Source organism: Variovorax dokdonensis (genome assembly GCF_030316895.1).
Lineage (GTDB): Bacteria > Pseudomonadota > Gammaproteobacteria > Burkholderiales > Burkholderiaceae_C > Variovorax > Variovorax dokdonensis.
Genome location: NZ_JASZYV010000003.1, coordinates 484,686 through 503,519, shown reverse-complemented (window position 1 = coordinate 503,519; position 18,834 = coordinate 484,686). Strand labels below are relative to the sequence as shown.

The window sequence follows — 18,834 nt, the reverse complement described above, 5'->3', positions numbered from 1 at the left end:
AACCTTTTTTGCCGCGCCGAGCCAGGTCAAGCCGGACCACCTGCCCTTACTTCGGCTTGGCCTCGCGCGGCACGCGGCCCAGCAGGAAGAACTCGGGATTGGGCTGCATGCCCGCGAAATTCGCCATGCGATTGGACAGGCCGAAAAAGGCCGTGATGGCGGCAATGTCCCAGATGTCCTCGTCCGAAAAACCATGCTCATGCAAGGGCGGGAAGTCGTCTTCACCGATCTCGTGGGCGCTGTTGCACACCTTCATGGCAAAGGCCAGCATGGCGCGCTGGCGCGGCGTGATGTCGGCCTTGCGCCAGTTGACCGCCACCTGGTCGGCGACGAGCGGCTTCTTCTCGTAAATCCGAAGGAGCGCGCCATGCGCCACCACGCAGTACAGGCACTGGTTGGCTGCGCTGGTGGCGGTGACGATCATCTCGCGGTCGCCCTTGGTGAGCGAGCCTTCTTCCTTCAGCATGAGTGCATCGTGATAGGCGAAGAAGGCGCGCCATTCGGCCGGGCGGCGTGCCAGCGCCAGGAACACGTTGGGCACGAAGCCGGCCTTCTCTTGCACTTCGAGAATGCTCTTGCGGATGTCTTCGGGCAGGTCGGCCAGTTCGGCCATCGGGTAGCGCTGTTTCATTCGTCGTCTCCATGTTGTCTGGGATTCGGGCTTGCATCATCGAGCACCGCGTACTCGCTTTCGTCCTTGAGCGCGACACCGGACTCGCCGCGCTTCAGAGCCATGCGAATGAGCCAGGCGAGTCGCGCCGCCGCCTGGGCCGGGGTCTGCCCTTCGGTGCGGACGTTCGAGATGCAGTTGCGCTGCGCATCGGTATTGCCCACGCGTGGCGAGAAGGTCAGGTAGACGCCCAGGCTGTCTGGCGCGCTCAGGCCGGGCCGCTCGCCCAGCGCAATGACCGACAGACGGGCGCGCAGGCGCTGCCCGATGTCGTCCGCCAGGGCCACTCGCGCCTGCTCGGCCAACACCAGCGGTGCGATGGCGAGCGTGGCTGGTAGCAGGGAGCGAAGCGCAGACAGTAACGGCACCGCGTGCCGCTCGATCGCCAGCGCGGACAGCCCGTCGCCGATCACCAGGCACAGGTCGAAGCCATCGGCGCTTGCGCGGCCCAGTTCGTCCAGGCGCTGCGCATCTTCCGGCGCCAATGCGCGGCCGAGGTCGGGCCGGCGCAGATAGGTCGCCCGGTCGGGGGCCTGGCTGCGCACGCAAAGCGGTGGCGCGGGCCAGTGCTGGTCTTGCAGCTGAGCTTGCAGCGCGTCGAAGTCCGCCTGGGCATGGATGGCATCGCGCGCGCCGGCGTGAGCCCAGCCGAAGCGCAGCAGTTCACCTGTTGGCAGCGCGTCGCCGCTGCGGCCGAGTGCAATGCGCGCCGGGGTAGCGTCGCGCCAGGCGGTCCATGGACTGGGCGTCGTCCAGGCCGGGGACTCCTTGTCAGGCGCGGCAGGAGAACGTTCGTTCGTCGTCATGGCGCAGCCAGTGCTTTCAGCGCTTCCATGCCCGAGAGCTGGTGGCTGCTGGAGGGTGGCAGCAGTTGGCCCGCCGCGTCGGAGATCTGCATGCGTGCCAGCCATTGCTCGAACTCCGGCGCCCGGGCCAGGCCCAGCGTGCGTCGCAGGAACAGCGCGTCGTGAAAGGAGGTGCTCTGGTAGCCCAGCATCACATCATCGGCGCCGGGCACGCCCATCAGGAAGTTCAGGCCCGCCGTGCCGAGCATGACCAGCAGGTTGTCCATGTCGTCCTGGTCGGCCTCGGCATGGTTGGTGTAGCAGATGTCGCAGCCCATCGGCAGCCCCAGCAGCTTGCCGCAGAAGTGGTCTTCCAGGCCGGCGCGGATGATCTGCTTGCCGTCGTAGAGGTATTCCGGGCCGATGAAGCCCACCACCGTGTTGACCAGCAGCGGCGAATAGCGCCGTGCCAGCGCGTAGGCCCGCGCTTCGCAGGTCTGCTGGTCGACGCCATGGTGCGCATTGGCCGAGAGCGCACTGCCTTGCCCGGTCTCGAAGTACATGCAGTTCTGACCCACCGTGCCGCGCGACAGCGACTGGGCTGCTGCGTGGGCTTCGTCGAGCAGGTCGAGCGTGACGCCGAAGCTGCGATTGGTGCCCTCGGTGCCGCCGATGGACTGGAACACCAGGTCGATGGGCACGCCGGTCTCGATCAGTCGCAGCGTGTTGCTCACATGGGTGAGCACGCAGGCCTGGGTGGGTATCTCGAAGCGGCCGATGACCTCGTCGAGCATGCGCGCCAGGCGGCCGAGCGCAGGCAGGCTGTCGGATGCGGGGTTGACGCCGATCACCGCATCGCCGGCACCCAGCATGAGCCCGTCGAGCATGGAGGCCGCAATGCCGCGCAGATCGTCCGTCGGATGATTGGGCTGCAGGCGAACGGCGATGCGTCCGGGCAGGCCGAGCGTGTCGCGAAACGCCGTGACGACCCGGCACTTGCGCGCCACCGCCACCAGGTCCTGATTGCGCATCAGCTTGGACACGGCCGCCACCATCTCGGGCGTGAGGCCCGGGGCGAGGGCGGCCAGCGCCTCGGGCGTCGCGTGTTCCGACAACAGCCAGTCGCGGAACTCGCCCACCGAGAGCGCCGCCACCGGCGCGAACGCGGCGGCGTCATGCGTGTCGATGATCAGCCGCGTGATGTTGTCGCTCTCGTAGGGCACCAGCGCCTCTTGCAGAAAGCGTGCGAGCGGTACCTCGGCCAGCACGAAGCGCGCAGCCATGCGCTGTTGCGCGCTGGTGGCGGCCACGCCAGCGAGTTCGTCGCCGGAGCGGGGCGGACTGGCCGTGGCCAGCACATGGCGCAGATCGTCGAAAGGGAACTGTTCGTGGCCGATGCGTGTGGCGTAGCGCATCCGGTAATAATGACCGCCTTCGACGTCAACCCCAAGGACCCGCCGTGAAATTCCTGATGTGCGCCACTGTCATTGCTGCCTTCGCCGCGCCAGCTTGGGCCCAGGGCGGCAGCGCCCCGGTGACCACGTCGAGCGGGCTGGTGTACCAGTCGCTCAAGGATGGCGCCGGCGCCTCGCCCGCGGCGAGCGACACGGTGCGCGTGCATTACCGGGGCACCTTGCCCAACAATGGCAAGGAGTTCGACAGCTCGTATTCGCGCGGCGAACCGGCGGAATTCCCGCTCAACCGCGTCATTCCTTGCTGGACCGAGGGTCTGCAGAAGATGAAGGTCGGCGGCAAGGCCAAGCTGACCTGCCCGGCGAGCATCGCCTACGGCCCCAAGGGTGTCGGCGAAATCATTCCGCCCAACGCGACCCTCGAGTTCGAGGTGGAGCTGATCGCGGTCAAGGGGCGCTGAGGGCGCGGCCCCTCGGGCCCGCTATCCGGCAATCAGCTTCTGCACGAGCTCCGCCGTCGTCGCTGCCGCGTACTTGCGCATCAGACGGGCACGGTGAATCTCCACGGTGCGGTGGCTGATGTCTAGCGCCTTGCCGATCTCCTTGCTGGTCAGTCCGCGCATCACCTGGGCCGCCACTTCGCGCTCGCGCGGCGTGAGTGAATCGGTCGTACCGGCGTGGCGCCGGGCTCCCAGGTCTTCGAAAGTCCAGATGCCGGCCTCGTGAGGCGCCTCGCGATTGAGCGCGCGGCCGGTCACGTGGCACCAGAAGGTCTCGCCGCGGTGCGGCCCGCCCACGCGCTTCATCATGCGGTTGTCGGCGTAGTGGCCGCTGGCGTTCAGGATGGGCGTCATCCGCTGGCCGATGCGCTCGAACTCGGCCACGCTCGGGTAGAGCACGCTGAACGATTGCCCGACCAGCTCCGGTGCGGTTGCCCCGAACATGTCGCACAACTGCGCATTGCATGCGACGATGGCGCGGTGGCGCGACACCACCATGCCCACGGGCGCGAGTTCGAAGGCCAGGCGGTAGTCGATTTCTTCCGTCATCGGGGCGCACCATTACGAATTACTACGTAGATGAATACGTAGTATCGTCCATGGCTGTCAAACACCGACATTTGTTCTCTTAGGAGCACGCGTGAACAAGCTTTATCCCACCGCCGCCGATGCGCTCAAGGGCGTGGTCGCGGACGGACAACTGATGGCCGTGGGCGGCTTCGGCCTGTGCGGCATTCCCGAGGCGCTGATCGAGGCGCTCAAGGATTCGAAGGTCCAGAACCTCACGGTCATTTCCAACAACGCAGGCGTCGACGGTTTCGGCCTGGGCAAGTTGCTGGAAACGCGGCAGATCAAGAAGATGATCGCCAGCTACGTGGGCGAGAACAAGGAGTTCGAGCGCCAGTACCTGGCCGACGAACTGGCCCTGGAGTTCACGCCCCAGGGCACGCTGGCCGAGAAGCTGCGCGCTGGCGGCGCTGGCATTCCGGCCTTCTTCACCAAGACGGGCGTCGGCACGCAGGTGGCCGAGGGCAAGGAACTGCGCGAATTCGACGGCCAGACCTACGTGATGGAACGCTCGCTGGTCCCCGACGTCGCACTGGTCAAGGCCGACGTGGCCGACAAGGCCGGCAACCTGCGCTTTCGCCTGACGGCGCGCAACTTCAATCCGGCTGCCGCCATGGCCGGCAAGATCTGCATCGTCGAGGTCGAAAAGCTCGTCGAAGTGGGCGAGATCGCGCCGGACGACATCCACCTGCCGGGCATCTACGTGCATCGCATCGTGGTCAACAGCAAGCCCGAGAAGCGCATCGAGAAGCGCACCCTGAGCGCCGCCGCACCGGTCGATCCGGTCGCCGCCAAGGTCGAAGCCCAGGCCGCGATTGCCCAGGCTGCTGTCGGCAGTGAAGTGCCGGCCCCCATCAAGAACAGCAAGGGAGATTGAGATGCCCTGGACGCAAGACCAAATGGCCGCCCGCGCGGCGCAGGAACTCCAAGACGGCTTCTACGTCAACCTCGGCATCGGCATTCCCACGCTGGTGGCCAACTTCGTCGGCGACAAGGAGGTCTGGCTGCAAAGCGAAAACGGCATGCTGGGCATCGGCCCGTTCCCGACCGAAGACGAGGTCGACGCCGACCTCATCAACGCTGGCAAGCAGACCGTCACCACCTTGCCGGGCAGCGCGATTTTCGGCAGCCACGACAGCTTCGCCATGATCCGCGGCGGCAAGATCAACCTGTCCATTCTGGGCGCCATGCAGGTGAGCGCGAAGGGCGACCTGGCCAACTGGATGATCCCCGGCAAGATGGTCAAGGGCATGGGCGGCGCCATGGACCTGGTGGCCGGCGTGCCGCGCGTGATCGTGCTCATGGAGCACGTGGCCAGGAAGAAGGACGGCACCACCGACCTCAAGATCCTTCCCGAATGCACGCTGCCGCTGACCGGCGTTGGCGTGGTCGACCGCATCATCACCGACCTGGCCGTGATGGACGTGACGCCCGAGGGCCTGAAGCTGGTGGAACTGGCCGACGGTGTCAGCTTCGAGGAACTGCAGGAAAAGACGGGCGTGAAGCTCATTCGCTGACGTCGACGGCGGGCAAGCCGGTCTTGCCCCATCTCTTGTGCAAGGGCGCGGTCGATACCGCGCCCTTTCTCGTTTCCGGGGCTGCGAACTCGCGCCTCCAGCGGGGGCTGTGTCGCTTTTCGTTCGCCATGTGTGTCGCATTCTTGAAACATCTTCCAAAGCGTCATTAAAAAATAGAAGACAAATGGGAATGATTCGCAATAATGTCGACCGACACAGAATTCAACCGGAGAGAAGAGAGTGACCGTGAAGAACCAGATCGGCAAACGCCGAGTTCGCAGCCTGCGCGCCGAGCAGCCCATCAGCCCGAACCACGTTGCCAAGGGCAGCGTGGCGCTCGGCATCTCGACGATGATGCTGGCGCCGCTCGCGGCGTTCGCGCAGGCTCAGGCACCGGCAGCCCCCAGTGCCGTGGGCACGATGGAAGCCGTGACGGTCGAGGCGCAACGCATCGATCCCAATCCCAACGCCGAAGTCGGCGCGCCTTACAAGGCCAAGACCTCGGGCGACTTCCGCCACACCAAGCCGTTGGCTGAAACACCCCAGACCATCGAGGTCATCACCGGCGAGGCGATCAAGGATTCGGGCCTGACCGACCTCAAGCAAATCCTCGACGCGGTTCCCGGCATCACTCTGGGCACGGGCGAGAACGGCAATTCCTTCGGTGACCGCTACATCATCCGCGGCCAGGAGGCTCGCAGCGACGTGTTCGTCGACGGGCTGCGCGACCCCGGCATGACGACGCGCGAGACCTTCGCGATCGAGCAGCTCGAAATCTCTAAAGGCCCCAACTCGACCTTTGCCGGTCGCGGCTCGGCAGGCGGCGCCATCAACGCCATCACCAAGCAGGCCACGCTGGACTACGACTTCACCCACGCTTCGGTGGGCCTGGGCACGGACGACTACAAGCGCGTCACGATCGACATGAACAAGGCGTTCAGCGATTCGTTCGCGCTGCGTGCGAATGCGCTGTATGGCGACGAGGGCGTGCCGGACCGCGACCCGTCGGAGCGCAGCCGCAAGGGCCTGGCGTTGTCGGGTCTGTGGGAAGTCAACAAGGACCTGTCGGTCACGCTCGACTACTACGGTCTGCGCGCCAAGGATTCCTACCCCGACCTGGGCAGCTACCTCGTGGGCACCGCGCCCAACCGCTGGCCGAAGAACCCCGTGCCGCCGGTCTATGCGCAGGCACAGGATTTCCAGGAATCGGACGTCGACACCTTCACCGCACGCGTGATGTACGCGTTCTCGCCAACGGTGAAGCTGCAGAACCTGACGCGCTACGGCCAGGCCAACAATGGCTACGTGGTGACCGGCGCGCGTGAATCCACCGTCTATCCGCTGACCGGCCCACGCAACGCCGCGACCGCTTACCAGTCGGGCACGCTGTCCACGCACAACGGCTGGCAGGACATCGACTACTTCGCCAACCAGACCAACCTGCGCTGGGACACGACGCTGGGCGGCATGAAGAACCAGTTCGTCTTCACGCTCGAGTATTCGGACAACCAGTCCGTGCGCGGCAACTACAACATCAGCAACCTGGGCGCGACCAATTGCCGTACCGCGGCCACGGGCGCAGCGACCGGATACTGCACCCAGGTGCCCGGCGGCGCATCGGTCAACGGCTTGAACACGCTGATGAACCGCAGCATTGCCGAGAACCCGTGGAGCAACGACTGGCGCGTCAAGACCTGGTCGGGCGGCGTCATGGACACCATCGACTTCACCGAGCGCCTGAGCGCTTTCGGCGGCATTCGCTTCGACCGCTATGAATACGAACTGGGCACGCGCAACCTCAACACCGGCATCCAGAACAACTACAGCTACAGCGACACGCTCACGAACGGCCAACTGGGCCTGACCTACAAGATCAACCCGATGGGCATGGTCTATGGCGCGGTCGGCTCGGCTGCCGACATCAATGGCGGCGAGGCCGACACCGGCACGAGCGCTGGCTACGGCGGCCTGATCATCGACCCGAACGGCAACATCGGCGCCAAGCCAGAGAAGTCGCTCAACTGGGAGTTGGGCACCAAGTGGAACATCATGGACGACAAGCTGCTGGCCACCGCCGCGCTGTTCCAGACCACCAAGAGCGACGTGATGGAGGGCAACGGCTACGAGTCCACGGGCAGCGCCAACTCCGGCAAGAACCGCGTGCGTGGCGTCGAGTTCGGCGTCACCGGCAACTTCACCAAGCGACTGCAAGGCCAGATCGGCGCTGCGTTCATGAAGTCCGAGGTGCTGGAGTCGGCCGTGGCGGCGAACGTCGGTCGTGAACTTGCCAACTTCGCGAACAACTCGATCTCGGGCCAGTTGAAGTACCAGGCCACCCCGGCCTTCTACTTCGGCGGCGGCTTCACCTATCAGAGCGAGATGTGCGCGGGCCAGCCCGACACCGGCGCGGGCTACACGGCCGATGGCTACTGCTCGCAGCGTGTCCAGCCTTTCACCGTGTACGACCTCTTCGCCGGCTATCGCATCAACAAGAACCTCGAGTTGCGTGCCGCCGTGCTGAACCTGTTCGACAAGGAGTACTACACGGCCGCCTACCGGTCGGGTTCGTTCCTGTACAAGGGTGATGGCCGCGCGTTCCGCGTGACGATGGACATCGAGTTCTGATTTCGCTCAAACTCCTGAGGTAGACCACCACCATGCCGGGGCTCGCCCCGGCATCTGCATTTGTGAAGCCGATGAACGCGCAGCCCACACCCGCCGAAGCCGCAACTGGGATTCCAGCGGGTGTCTTCTGTGCGCAGGACTACGAAGCGCTGGCAGCCAAGGCGCTCGCGGGGGCAACGATGGCCTACATCGCCGGCGGCGCGGGGCGCGACCAGACGCTCGATGCCAACCGTGCGGCCTTCGGCCAGTGGTCGATCTGGCCGCGCCTGTTGCGCGATGTCGGTGCGGGCCACACCCGCCTGTCGCTCGGCGGCCCGGCACTGGCGCACCCGTTGCTGCTGGCACCGGTGGCCTTTCAGACGCTGGTGCATCCGCGCGGCGAAATCGAAACCGCGCGAGCAGCCCATGCCACCGAGACCTGCATGCTCGCCAGCACGCTGTCGAGCTTCCGGTTGGAGGACATCGCGAGCGCCGGCGGCCCGACGCGCTGGTTTCAGCTTTACTTCCAGCCAAGCCGCGATGCCACGCTGGCCCTGGTGCGTCGCGCCGAGGCAGCCGGCTACGGCGCCTTGGTCGTGACGCTCGACGCGCCGATCCAGCCGGCCAGCCTGCGCGCTCTTCGGGCGGGCTTTCGCATGCCTGCCGATTGCGTGCCCGCCAATCTCGCGGGACTGCCAGCCGCGCCTGCGACCGCCGAGCCCGGCGACAGCCGCATCTTCCAGGGGATGATGCGGACAGCGCCGGGTTGGGACGACTTCGATTGGCTGCGCGCCCAGACGCGCTTGCCGGTATGGGTCAAGGGCGTGATGCATCCGGACGACGCTGCCCAGTTCGTGCAGCGCGGCGCGGCGGGGTTGGTGGTCTCCAACCACGGTGGCCGCAGCCTCGACGGCGCACCGGCCAGCCTGCGTGCCTTGCCGGCGGTTCGCGCGCGTGTGGGCAAGGGCACTCCGGTGCTGTTCGACGGCGGCATCCGCTGCGGCGAAGACGTGTTCAAGGCGATGGCCCTGGGTGCCGATGCCGTGCTGATCGGGCGGCTGCAGGTCTATGCGCTCGCGGTGGCGGGTGCATTGGGCGTGGCGCACATGCTCAAGCTGTTGCGTGAAGAACTCGAAGCCTGCATGGCCCTGGCGGGTTGCGCCACCCTGGCCGACATCGGCCCAGACTGCCTCCTGCCAAAACCGGCGAACGCCGAATCGCCACAAAGAGCCGCCGATGCTGATCTCCATTGAGAACGTCCTCGACAAGGACGAGGTGCGGCAGTTCCGCCAGCACCTTGACCAGGCCCCATGGGCCGACGGAGCCCGCACGGCGGGAAGCCTGGCCCGCCTGGGCAAGCACAACCTCCAGTTGCCCGATGGCGAAGAGCCCGCACTGAGCCTCGGGCGGCACATCCTGCGCAAACTGGGCGTGAACCCGCTGTTCATCTCGGCGGCGCTGCCGCGCAAGATCTACCCGCCCAAGTTCAACAAGTACGAAGGCGGTGGCAACTACGCGGCGCACATCGACAACGCCGTGATGCCCATCCCCGGCACGAGCACCGCGCTGCGCAGCGATCTGTCGGCCACGTTGTTCCTCTCGGAGCCCGACGAATACGAAGGCGGCGAGCTCGAGATCGAAGGGGCGCTGGGCCTGCAGAGCGTCAAGCTCGATGCCGGCGACATGATCCTGTATCCCGCCACCAGCCTGCATCGGGTGACGCCGGTGACGCGCGGCGCGCGCATCGCGTCCTTCTTCTGGATCGAGAGCCTGGTCGGCGACGAAGCCAATCGCACGCTGCTGTTCGATCTGGACCAATCCATCCAGTCGCTGACCGCTGCCTTGCCTGAAGGCGATGCGCAGGTGCTCAAGCTCACCGGCATCTATCACAACCTCCTGCGCGGCTGGGCTTCGACCTGAGCCTGGCCCGCTGCATCACATCCAACGAAAGGAACAACATCGATGGCTTCGCTTCGCATTCGACTCGTCTTTGCTTCACTCACCCTGGCCGCCGGCGGCGCATGGGCGCATGGCAACGTGCAGTGCCCCAAGCATCCGAAGGAAGAATGGCGTCCGCACACCGAACTGGCCGAGAAGCTCACCAAGGAAGGCTGGGTCGTGCGCCGCATGGAAAAGACGGACACCTGCTACGAGGTCTACGCCAAGACCCCCGAGGGCAAGCGCATCGAAGCCTTCTTCGACCCCAAGACTTTCGAGCGCGTTGAAGAAAAGTGAGCTTCTGATCTGGGACTGGCCAGTGCGCGCGTTGCACTGGCTGCTCGCGCTCGCGGTCATCAGTGCCTGGATCCTGGGCGGCTCCAGCGACACGCTGGGCGAGTGGCATGAATGGCTCGGCCTGTCGGCCGGCGGCGTGGTGGCATTGCGGCTCGCCTGGGGCTTCCTGGGCCGTCGTCACGCGCGGTTCGGCCAGTTCGTCAGGTCGCCGCGCAGCACGATCGAATACGCGCGGGCCGCATGGCGGGGCCATGCACCTCGCTACCTGGGCCACAACCCGCTGGGCGGGTGGATGGTGGTGGCGCTGCTGTCGTGCGTTGCCGGGCTGGCGCTCAGCGGCTGGCTCTACACCACCGAGTGGCTGTGGGGCTATGAATGGCTGTACGACATTCACTTCGTCCTGGGCTGGCTCCTGGTCGCGCTGGTGGCGCTGCACCTGGCCGGCGTGCTGGTCACCGGCTGGAAGCACGGCGAGAACCTGGTTCGCGCCATGGTCACCGGCCGCAAGGCGGCACCGTCGGGCGACGACGTCGAGTGAGCCGCATCGGGCTGCGACCCGACCGTCGCCGCGATGCTCTTACGGCTTTACGCCTGGAGCGGCAGGCGCCTGCTGCGGTGGCGAGGCGGCCGGTTGAGCCGCAGCCGCGGGTGCCGGTGTAGGCGCCGCTGCCGGCTTCGGGGGCGCCGGCACAGGCGGAATCTGGAAGCTCCAGGTCTCGCTGATCGGCTTGCCATTCAGGGCCAGCGCGGCGCGCATTTCGCTGACCTGGGTCGGATCCTTCACCTTCACGCGCATCGTCAGGCGCCATCCGCGAATGGGCGGATTGGGTTGCAACGAGCTCTCGAGCAGTTCGGCGTTGGGGCTGGTGCTCAGCTGCGTCTGCACCGCGGCATTGGCGGGCAGATCGGCCATCGCCGGGCCTTCGAAGTCGATCATCAGCGCGGTGCTGCCGTCGGGCTGCCGGATCAGGTTGGGTTGATAGCGTTCGCCCGGCGTCTGGAAGGTCTGGCGCACCCAGGCGTTGTTGCCGGCGTGCAGGGCTGGCTCGTTCTTGGTCCAGTGCATGCGGTAGTTCAACTGCAGCGCCTGGCCCTTCTTGGCGGGTGCCTCGGGCACCCAGAAGGCGACGATGTTGTCGTTGGTCTCGTCCGCGGTGGGAATTTCCATCAGCGTCACGTGCCCCTTGCCCCAGTTGCCTTGCGGCTCGATCCAGGCGCTGGGCCGCAGGTCGTAGCGGTCTTTCAGATCTTCATAGTCGTGAAAGTCGTGGCTGCGCTGGAGCAGGCCGAAGCCCTTGGGGTTCTCGACCTGGAAGCTGCTGATGGCAACCGCGCGCGGGTTGTTGAGCGGGCGCCAGATCCATTCGTCATTGCCGGCATGGATGGCCAGCCCGTTGGAATCATGAATGGCGGGCCGGAAATTGTTCTGGTGCTCCGGCCACCGCTGGTTGGGCCCGTAGAGGAACATGCTGGTGAGCGGCGCGATGCCCAGCATGCCGATGTCGCCGCGCACGAACACATGGGCCTGGACGTCGAGCACGGTGTCGGCGCCGGGCTTGAGCACGAAGCGGTAGGCGCCTGTGGCGCGGGGCGAATCGAGCAAGGCGTAGAGCACCAGCTCGCGATCCTGCGGGGCAGGGCGCTGCACCCAGTATTCGCGAAAGCGTGGGAACTCCTCGCCCCCGGGCGGTGCCGTGTCGATGGCCAGGCCCCGGCTCGAAAGCCCGTACACCTGGTCCTTGCCGATCACGCGGAAGTAGCTCGCGCCCAGCAGGCTCATGACCTCGTCGAGCTTGCCCGCCTGATTGATCGGGTAGAGCACCCGAAAGCCCGCGTAGCCCAGTTGGCTCGTGGATTGCTTGTCGAACTTCAGGTCGCCGAAGTCGAAGCGCTCGCTCTCGTATCGGATTTCCTGTGCCTTGCCGTCCACGATCTCGCTGATGCGAACGGGTGCGTTGAATTGCATGCCCTGGTGGTAGAAGTTCAGGCGGAACGGCGTCGACTGGTCATGCCATTCGAAACGCTCGGGCCGCGGGCGAATCTTCATGTAGTCGTCGAACTGCATGTTGGCAAATGCCGGCGGCAGGTTGCTCACCGGCGCCTGGTACGGCGCGGCCGCCAACTCGCGTGCGCGGACGACGACGTCGTCGATCGAAAAGGGCTTCTGGGCTGCCGAAGGCAGTGCCGTCATGACGACGGCGCAAGACAACAGAAGCGATCGCAGGGCTGCATGTCGAAGGAACATGGCGGGCGAGCTTAGCATCGGCCCGCGTGATATCCGGGTATATCCGGACGCTTGACAGGCGAACGTTAAGATTCGCCGCCGATTCATACGCTGTCCTGCCTGCACTCCCTAGGAGCCCCTCTTGCTGTCGTCGAAGTTGTCCTACGCGGCCGTTGCCGCGCTTGCCCTTGGCTGCCCTTTTGCGTTCGCGCAACCCAACCCCGCGCTGATGGGCGACAAGAAAGCCTTCATCGACGACCTCATGCGCCAGATGACGCTCGATGAGAAAGTGGGGCAGTTGCGCCTCATCAGCATCGGCCCCGAAATGCCGGCGCCGCAACTGGCGGAAGAGGTCGCGGCGGGAAGGGTGGGCGGCACCTTCAATTCGGTCAATCACAAGGAACAGCGACCGCTGCAGGAGGCTGCCGTGCAGCGCAGCCGCCTGAAGATCCCCATGCTGTTCGCCTACGACGTGGTGCATGGCCATCGCACCTCGTTCCCGATCGGCCTCGGCCTGGCGTCGAGCTGGAACCTTGATGCGGTGAGGAAGGTGGCGCGCATTGCCGCCCAGGAGGCCAGCGCCGACGGCATCGACCTGACCTTCGCGCCGACGGTGGACATTGCGCGCGACCCGCGCTGGGGCCGCACCTCCGAGGGATTTGGCGAAGACACGTTCCTCGTTTCGCAACTGGCGCGCGCGATGGTCGAGGGCTTCCAGAACGGATCGCCCGCCAAGCGCGACAGCATCATGGCTTCGGTCAAGCACTTCGCGCTCTATGGCGCGGTCGAGGGCGGGCGCGACTACAACATCGTCGACATGAGCCCCATGCGCATGTACAACGACTACCTGCCGCCCTACAAGGCGGCCATCGATGCGGGTGCGGGCGGCGTGATGATCGCGCTCAACACCGTCAACGGTGTGCCCGCCTCGGCCAACACCTGGCTTCTGCAGGACCTGCTGCGCAAGGACTGGGGCTTCAAGGGCGTGACGGTCAGCGACCACGGCGCCATCACGGAACTTGTCAACCACGGCGTGGCAAGCAACGACACCGAAGCGGCCAAGCTCGCCATCAAGGCGGGCGTGGACATGAGCATGGCCGACAAGGTCTACATCAAGGAGCTTCCGGGGCTGGTCAAGTCCGGCGAAGTGAGCATGGCCGAGATCGACAACGCCGTGCGCGAAGTGCTGGGCGCCAAGTTCGACATGGGCCTGTTCAAGGAGCCGTTCCTGCGCATCGGCAAGCCCGAGGACGATCCGGTCGACCTCAAGGCCGACAGCCGCCTGCACCGTCCACCCGCCCGCGAGGTCGCGCGCGAGTCGATGGTGCTTCTGGAAAACCGCAACAAGACCCTGCCGCTGAACAAGGGCGCCACCATCGCGCTGGTCGGGCCGCTGGCCGATTCGCAGGTCGACATGCTGGGCGTCTGGTCGGGGCAGGGCGTGGCCAAGCAGACCGTCACGCTCAAGTCGGGCCTGGAAGCCGCCATGGCCGGGCAACGCGGCAAGCTGCTGCATGCGCGCGGCGCCAACATCACCAACCGCGAGGACATCGTCAAGTACCTCAACTTCCTGAACTGGGACGAGCCCGAGGTCACGCAGGACCCGCGTTCGCCGCAGGCCATGATCGACGAGGCCGTGGCCACCGCCAAGCAGGCCGACGTGATCGTCGCGGCCGTGGGAGAGGCGCGGGGCATGTCGCACGAATCGTCCAGCCGCACCGAGCTCGACCTGCCAGAAAGCCAGCAGGCGCTGCTCAAGGCCCTGAAGGCCACCGGCAAGCCGTTGGTGCTGGTGCTGATGAACGGCCGACCGCTCACCCTCAACTGGGAACGCGAGAACGCCGACGCCATGCTCGAAACCTGGTTCGCCGGCACCGAAGGCGGCCACGCGATCGCCGATGTGCTGTTCGGCGACGAGAACCCGTCGGGCAAGCTGCCGATCTCGCTGCCGCGCTCGGTCGGCCAGATCCCCACGTACTACAACCACTCGCGCCTGGGCCGGCCGTTCACGCCGGGCAAGCCGGGCAACTACACCTCGCAGTACTTCGACCAGCCGCAGGGCGCGCTCTATCCCTTCGGCTACGGCTTGAGCTACACGAGTTTCAGCCTGGGCGAGATCAAGCTGTCCGCCCCGACCATGAAGCGTGGCGGCCAGGTGCAGGCGCGCATCACCGTCAAGAACACCGGCGATCGTGCCGGCGCCACGGTGGTGCAGCTCTACCTGCAGGACGTCGCCGCCTCGGTGGTGCGCCCGGTCAAGGAACTGAAGGACTTCCAGAAGGTGATGCTGCAGCCCGGCGAAAGCCGCGAACTGACCTTCACCATCCGCGAGGAGCAACTCAAGTTCTTCAACGCGAAGCTGGAGTACGGCGCCGAGGTGGGTGAGTTCAAGTTGCAGCTGGGACTGGATTCGCAGGATGTGCAGGTCGCGTCGTTTGCCTTGGTCGATTGAGCGGGAAGAACACCTACGCCAGAAGGCCGGTTTCGATGCAAATAGGCAACCAAAAGTGTTACTAGTTGGTTTAAAACGTAAACTTTAGATTAAATTCACCGGGTACTTTCTTCGAGTGACGTGACCGCGCAATGGGGCGCGACCGTCGCTCCTCATGGAGACGACCCGAGATGGATAGCCAAGCCCCGCGCAGCGCGTTGAACTTTCACCCCCCGGTCAGCGGGGTAGCGATGTCCCGATCCGACCGACGTTCGCGCCAGTCGGCGGATGTGAAGACAGGCCGGGGGATGTCCCTCACGGCGGTGGCCACGGCCGTGGCCCTGACCCTGTCACCCGCCTGCACCTGGGCGGCAGGCGGCGAGGGCGGCCAGGCGTCCGACCCAGTTCTGCACGCAGGCTCGGGAGGCAGTGCGGGAAGCGGCGGCTTCGGCGGCTTCAACGACAGCAACTACATGTCGGGCGGCGGCAACGGTGGCTCGACCACGGCGGCCGGCCCGACGGCAGGCAGCAGCGCGGACAACGGCAGCTACGACATCGCGCCTGAAGGGCAGGGCGGCGCGGCCGCCACCGGCGTCGACAACCCGACGATGGGCGTCCTGATCGGCCGCAGCGGTTCGGCGGGCGAATCGCAGGTGGCGGGCGAAGGCTTTGGCGGCGGTGGTGGCGGCGGCGCCAACGCATTGACGGGCAATGCCCTGAGCGCGAGCGCCTTCGGCCAATACACCGGCGGCGCCGGCGGTGCCGGAGGACAAGCCTATTGGGCTGCGGGCGGCGGTGGTGCTGGCGGCGCCGGCACCAGCTTCACGGTGGACTCCGGCTACGGCAACTCCGGCATGTCGACGGGCGGTGCCGGCGGTGCCGGCGGCGACGCCAACTCCCAGGCGGGTGGCGGAGGCGGCGGCGGTGCAGGTGTCGCCATCCACATCGGTGGCACCTCAGGCTCATTCAACAACGCCGGAAGTGCCGTTGGCGGCGCAGGCGGTGCCGGGGGCGGCGAGATCTCGCCCGTGCGCTTCAACGCAGCGGGCGGTGGCGGCGGCGAAGGCGGCTCGGGCGCGCTGTTGACGGGCAATGTCGGCAGCGTGACCAACACGGGACTGATCACCGGTGGTGCCGGCGGCGCTGGCGGATCGAGCGGCGGCGGCGTCGGCGGGGTGGGCGCCCCCGGTGCAGGGGGTGACGGCGGCGTCGGCTTGCAGGTGCAATCGGCCATCGCCACCACGATCACGAACAGCGGCACGATTTCCGGCGGCCAGGGTGGCGTGGGCGGCGCCAACACGAACGGCGGGGCCGCCGGCGCGAACGGTGCCGGCGGCGTCGGCGTGCTCGGGGCCAACCTGTCGATCTTGAATACCGGCGCCATCTCCGGCGGCCTGGGCGGCGACGGCTCGACGCGCGCGGCCGCTGTCGAGTTCAACGGCGGCACCAACACCCTGGTCCTCGACACCGGCTCGACGTTGAGCGGGCGCGTCGTGGTCGGCAGCGCCGCCACGGCCACACTGCAAGCACGTGCTGCCGGCATGTCGCTGGACGGTGCGGATGTCGGCGGCGCGACGACCTTGGACGCCGCGGCTGGCGCCAGCCTGAACATGACGGGCCCCGTCTCGGGCAATGCCGGGCTGACGATCACCGGCGCCGGCACGGTGGCCATGAACGCTGCCGGCACCTACTCGGGCGGCACGACGATTCAGGGCGGCCATGCCCGCATCGCCGACGGCCAGGCGCTGGGCACCGGCGCGGTCACGGTGACGGGTGGCGGCTCGCTGACGGGCACCGCCGACATCACCGTGTCGAACCCCAGCCTTGTCGTTTCCGGCGACGGCACCATCGGCGCGGCCACGGGAACGACCCTGACCGTGTCGAACCTGGGCCTGCAGGCCAATCCCAACCTGAGCATCGGCAGCGCGGCGGATGCCGGCACCGTCGTCCTGCCGGCGGCAGGCACGGTCGCGATGGACGGAACGCCGGGCTCGCTGCATGTGCTGGGCGGGACGCTGACGGGCGCGTCGCTTGGCGACCTGACCGGCAGCCTGGCCAGCACGACGGTCGATGCCGGCGCCGCGCTGGACTACGCCGGCCAGAGCGCCGCCATTCTCGATCTGCAAGGTGGTGGCCGCGTGATGGGCGCCACGGCGCTCGAAGTGCAGCAGGGCAACTTCGCCGGAGAGATCGCCGGCACCGGCTCGCTGGCCAAGACCACCGCTGGCACGCTGGTGCTGAGCGGGTCCAACAGTTTTTCGGGCACTACGACCGTGGCTGCGGGCACCCTGAGCGCAGGCGCCGCCAATGCGCTCAGCCCCAACTCCGCCCACACCGTGTCCGCTGGCGCCACGCTGGACCTGGCGGGCTACAGCCAGCGCGTGAACGGCATGACCAACGCCGGCACGGTCAGCCTGTTGGGCAGCGCGCCCGGCACGACCCTGACCGTCACCGGACCTTGGGTCGGCAACAACGGCGAGCTGCGCCTGGGCACATCGCTCGGCGACAGCAGCAGCGCCAGCGACCGGCTGATCCTCGATGGCGGCTCCGCCGTGGCGAGTGGCACCACCCGCGTGCAGATCACCAACCTGAATGGGCTGGGCGCATTGACCAGCGGCAATGGCATCGAGGTGATCAGCGCAGTCAATGGCGCGACCACCACCGCTCAGAGCACCAAGGACGCGTTCGCGCTGGCCGGCGGCCACGTGGATGCCGGCGCCTACGAGTACCGCCTTCATGCGGCTGACGCAGCTGGCGCTGGCGAGAACTGGTACCTGCGCTCCGACGTTCCCTCCGTGCCTGCAACGCCGCCGATCACGCAGGCAGGCCAGGCGCCATCGGGCGCCGCGACACCTGCGGGCACGGCCGTCGTCGTGCCCACCTATCGCGCCGAAGCGCCCTTGTTCGCCGCCTTGCCGCAGCAACTGCGCGAGACGGGCTTGTCCATGGTGGGTAACCTGCATCAGCGGGTGGGCGACGAAACCGGCACGGCCCCGCGCCAACGCCAGGCCTGGGGGCGCGTCATCTCGATGGAGCGCGACATGGCCCAGGCTGGCACGCTCGACGCGCACAGCGAAGGCCGCCTCGACGGGTTCCAGGCCGGCACCGACCTTTGGGCCGATGCGCAATGGCGCGCCGGCGTGTACGTGGGTCAGCTCGATGGCGACATGGACGTCAATGGCTTTGCGCGCGGCGTGCGCAACCTGGCGGTGGGCAGCAACGACCTGCGCGCGCAGTACCTGGGCGCCTACGCGACGTGGACTTCGGCCAGCGGCATCTATGTCGATGGCGTGCTGCAAGGCGGACGCCTGCGTTACGACGTGGACTCGATATCCAGCAGCGTCGGCGACGGCAAGGGCAGCAGCATGCTGGCTTCGCTCGAAATGGGCCGGGCCTTTGCACTCATGCCGGGTTGGTCGCTGGAGCCGCAGATCCAGCTGGTCCACCAGCGCATCGACCTGGACGACGTGGCCATCGGCGGCGCGCTCGTGCAGCAGGACGTGGACAGCAACTGGCTGATGCGCCTGGGCATGCGCGTGAAGGGCGAGATCAGCACCGGCGCCGGCGTGCTTCAGCCCTATGCGCGACTGAACGTCTACCGCAGCAGTGGCGGGACCGACGTGGTCCGCTTCGTCGGCCCGGCCGCCGCGACCAACCTCTACAGCAGCACCGGCGGCCTGAGCACCGAGCTGGCCGTCGGCGGCACGTGGCAACTCAGCCCGGCCCTCAGCGTTTATGGCGAAGTGGGGCAGATGTGGGGTTCCGGCGGCAGCAGCGCCGAGATCGATGGCGGCTTGAATGCGGCGATCGGGTTGAAGGTGAGCTGGTAGGCACTAAGGGCTGTGCGGCGAGCGCGGCAGGTAGGATCTGTTGATTCGTGGATCTTCAA

The 18,834-nt window shown here is 66.9% G+C and carries 15 protein-coding genes; 10 read left to right on the top strand and 5 right to left on the bottom strand.

Going from position 1 to position 18,834, the window contains the following annotated elements:
- Positions 1-46: 46 nt before the first annotated feature.
- The 3 genes from QTH91_RS16070 to QTH91_RS16060 are packed head-to-tail and all read right to left on the bottom strand — an operon-like array spanning position 47 to position 2,870.
- Positions 47-631, bottom strand: a complete 585-nt coding sequence (locus QTH91_RS16070; RefSeq protein ID WP_286661105.1) for a peroxidase-related enzyme — start codon at positions 629-631, stop codon at positions 47-49.
- Positions 628-1,476 (bottom strand): ethanolamine ammonia-lyase subunit EutC, encoded by an 849-nt coding sequence (gene eutC / locus QTH91_RS16065; RefSeq protein ID WP_286661104.1) that lies wholly within the window; start codon positions 1,474-1,476, stop codon positions 628-630. Before eutC ends, QTH91_RS16070 begins: the two co-directional genes overlap by 4 nt.
- On the bottom strand, positions 1,473-2,870 hold the full coding sequence (locus QTH91_RS16060) for an ethanolamine ammonia-lyase subunit EutB (protein WP_286661103.1): 1,398 nt from the start codon (positions 2,868-2,870) through the stop codon (positions 1,473-1,475). Before QTH91_RS16060 ends, eutC begins: the two co-directional genes overlap by 4 nt.
- Before the next feature lie 56 nt (positions 2,871-2,926).
- Between QTH91_RS16060 and QTH91_RS16055 the strand changes: the two genes are divergently transcribed.
- The gene (locus tag QTH91_RS16055) at positions 2,927-3,328 is read left to right on the top strand and encodes an FKBP-type peptidyl-prolyl cis-trans isomerase (protein ID WP_286661595.1); all 402 of its coding nucleotides are present in this window, start codon (positions 2,927-2,929) and stop codon (positions 3,326-3,328) included.
- Between the two features lie 21 nt (positions 3,329-3,349).
- Here the strand turns inward: QTH91_RS16055 and QTH91_RS16050 are convergent, their stop codons facing one another.
- Positions 3,350-3,916, bottom strand: a complete 567-nt coding sequence (locus tag QTH91_RS16050) for a LuxR C-terminal-related transcriptional regulator (RefSeq protein ID WP_286661102.1) — start codon at positions 3,914-3,916, stop codon at positions 3,350-3,352.
- A gap of 91 nt (positions 3,917-4,007) precedes the next feature.
- Between QTH91_RS16050 and QTH91_RS16045 the strand changes: the two genes are divergently transcribed.
- From QTH91_RS16045 to QTH91_RS16015, 7 genes are all read left to right on the top strand, one after another.
- Positions 4,008-4,811: a CoA transferase subunit A gene (locus QTH91_RS16045; protein WP_286661101.1), complete on the top strand. Its 804-nt coding sequence runs from the start codon at positions 4,008-4,010 to the stop codon at positions 4,809-4,811.
- 1 nt (position 4,812) lies between these two features.
- Entirely contained in the window at positions 4,813-5,451 is a 639-nt protein-coding gene (locus tag QTH91_RS16040) for a CoA transferase subunit B (protein ID WP_286661100.1), read from the top strand.
- Between the two features lie 246 nt (positions 5,452-5,697).
- Positions 5,698-8,076 carry a TonB-dependent receptor gene (locus QTH91_RS16035; RefSeq protein WP_286661099.1) on the top strand — a complete coding sequence of 793 codons (2,379 nt, stop codon included), beginning with the start codon at positions 5,698-5,700 and terminating at the stop codon, positions 8,074-8,076.
- A 71-nt stretch (positions 8,077-8,147) separates the two neighbouring features.
- Positions 8,148-9,308 carry an alpha-hydroxy acid oxidase gene (locus QTH91_RS16030; RefSeq protein WP_286661098.1) on the top strand — a complete coding sequence of 387 codons (1,161 nt, stop codon included), beginning with the start codon at positions 8,148-8,150 and terminating at the stop codon, positions 9,306-9,308.
- Positions 9,292-9,975 carry a Fe2+-dependent dioxygenase gene (locus tag QTH91_RS16025; RefSeq protein WP_286661097.1) on the top strand — a complete coding sequence of 228 codons (684 nt, stop codon included), beginning with the start codon at positions 9,292-9,294 and terminating at the stop codon, positions 9,973-9,975. Before QTH91_RS16030 ends, QTH91_RS16025 begins: the two co-directional genes overlap by 17 nt.
- Before the next feature lie 42 nt (positions 9,976-10,017).
- Positions 10,018-10,290: a PepSY domain-containing protein gene (locus QTH91_RS16020; RefSeq protein ID WP_286661096.1), complete on the top strand. Its 273-nt coding sequence runs from the start codon at positions 10,018-10,020 to the stop codon at positions 10,288-10,290.
- A complete protein-coding gene (locus QTH91_RS16015; protein WP_286661095.1) occupies positions 10,277-10,828 on the top strand; it encodes a cytochrome b/b6 domain-containing protein in 552 nt (183 codons plus the stop codon). The genes QTH91_RS16020 and QTH91_RS16015 overlap by 14 nt, the downstream gene beginning before the upstream one ends.
- A 39-nt stretch (positions 10,829-10,867) precedes the next feature.
- Here QTH91_RS16015 and QTH91_RS16010 read toward each other — a convergent pair whose 3' ends face one another.
- Entirely contained in the window at positions 10,868-12,535 is a 1,668-nt protein-coding gene (locus QTH91_RS16010; protein WP_286661094.1) for a glucan biosynthesis protein G, read from the bottom strand.
- A gap of 121 nt (positions 12,536-12,656) precedes the next feature.
- Here QTH91_RS16010 and bglX point away from each other — a divergent pair, with 121 nt between their 5' ends.
- On the top strand, positions 12,657-14,966 hold the full coding sequence (gene bglX / locus QTH91_RS16005; protein WP_390367295.1) for a beta-glucosidase BglX: 2,310 nt from the start codon (positions 12,657-12,659) through the stop codon (positions 14,964-14,966).
- Positions 14,967-15,253: 287 nt separating this feature from the next.
- On the top strand, positions 15,254-18,775 hold the full coding sequence (locus QTH91_RS16000) for an autotransporter outer membrane beta-barrel domain-containing protein (protein WP_286661093.1): 3,522 nt from the start codon (positions 15,254-15,256) through the stop codon (positions 18,773-18,775).
- Positions 18,776-18,834 lie beyond the last annotated feature (59 nt).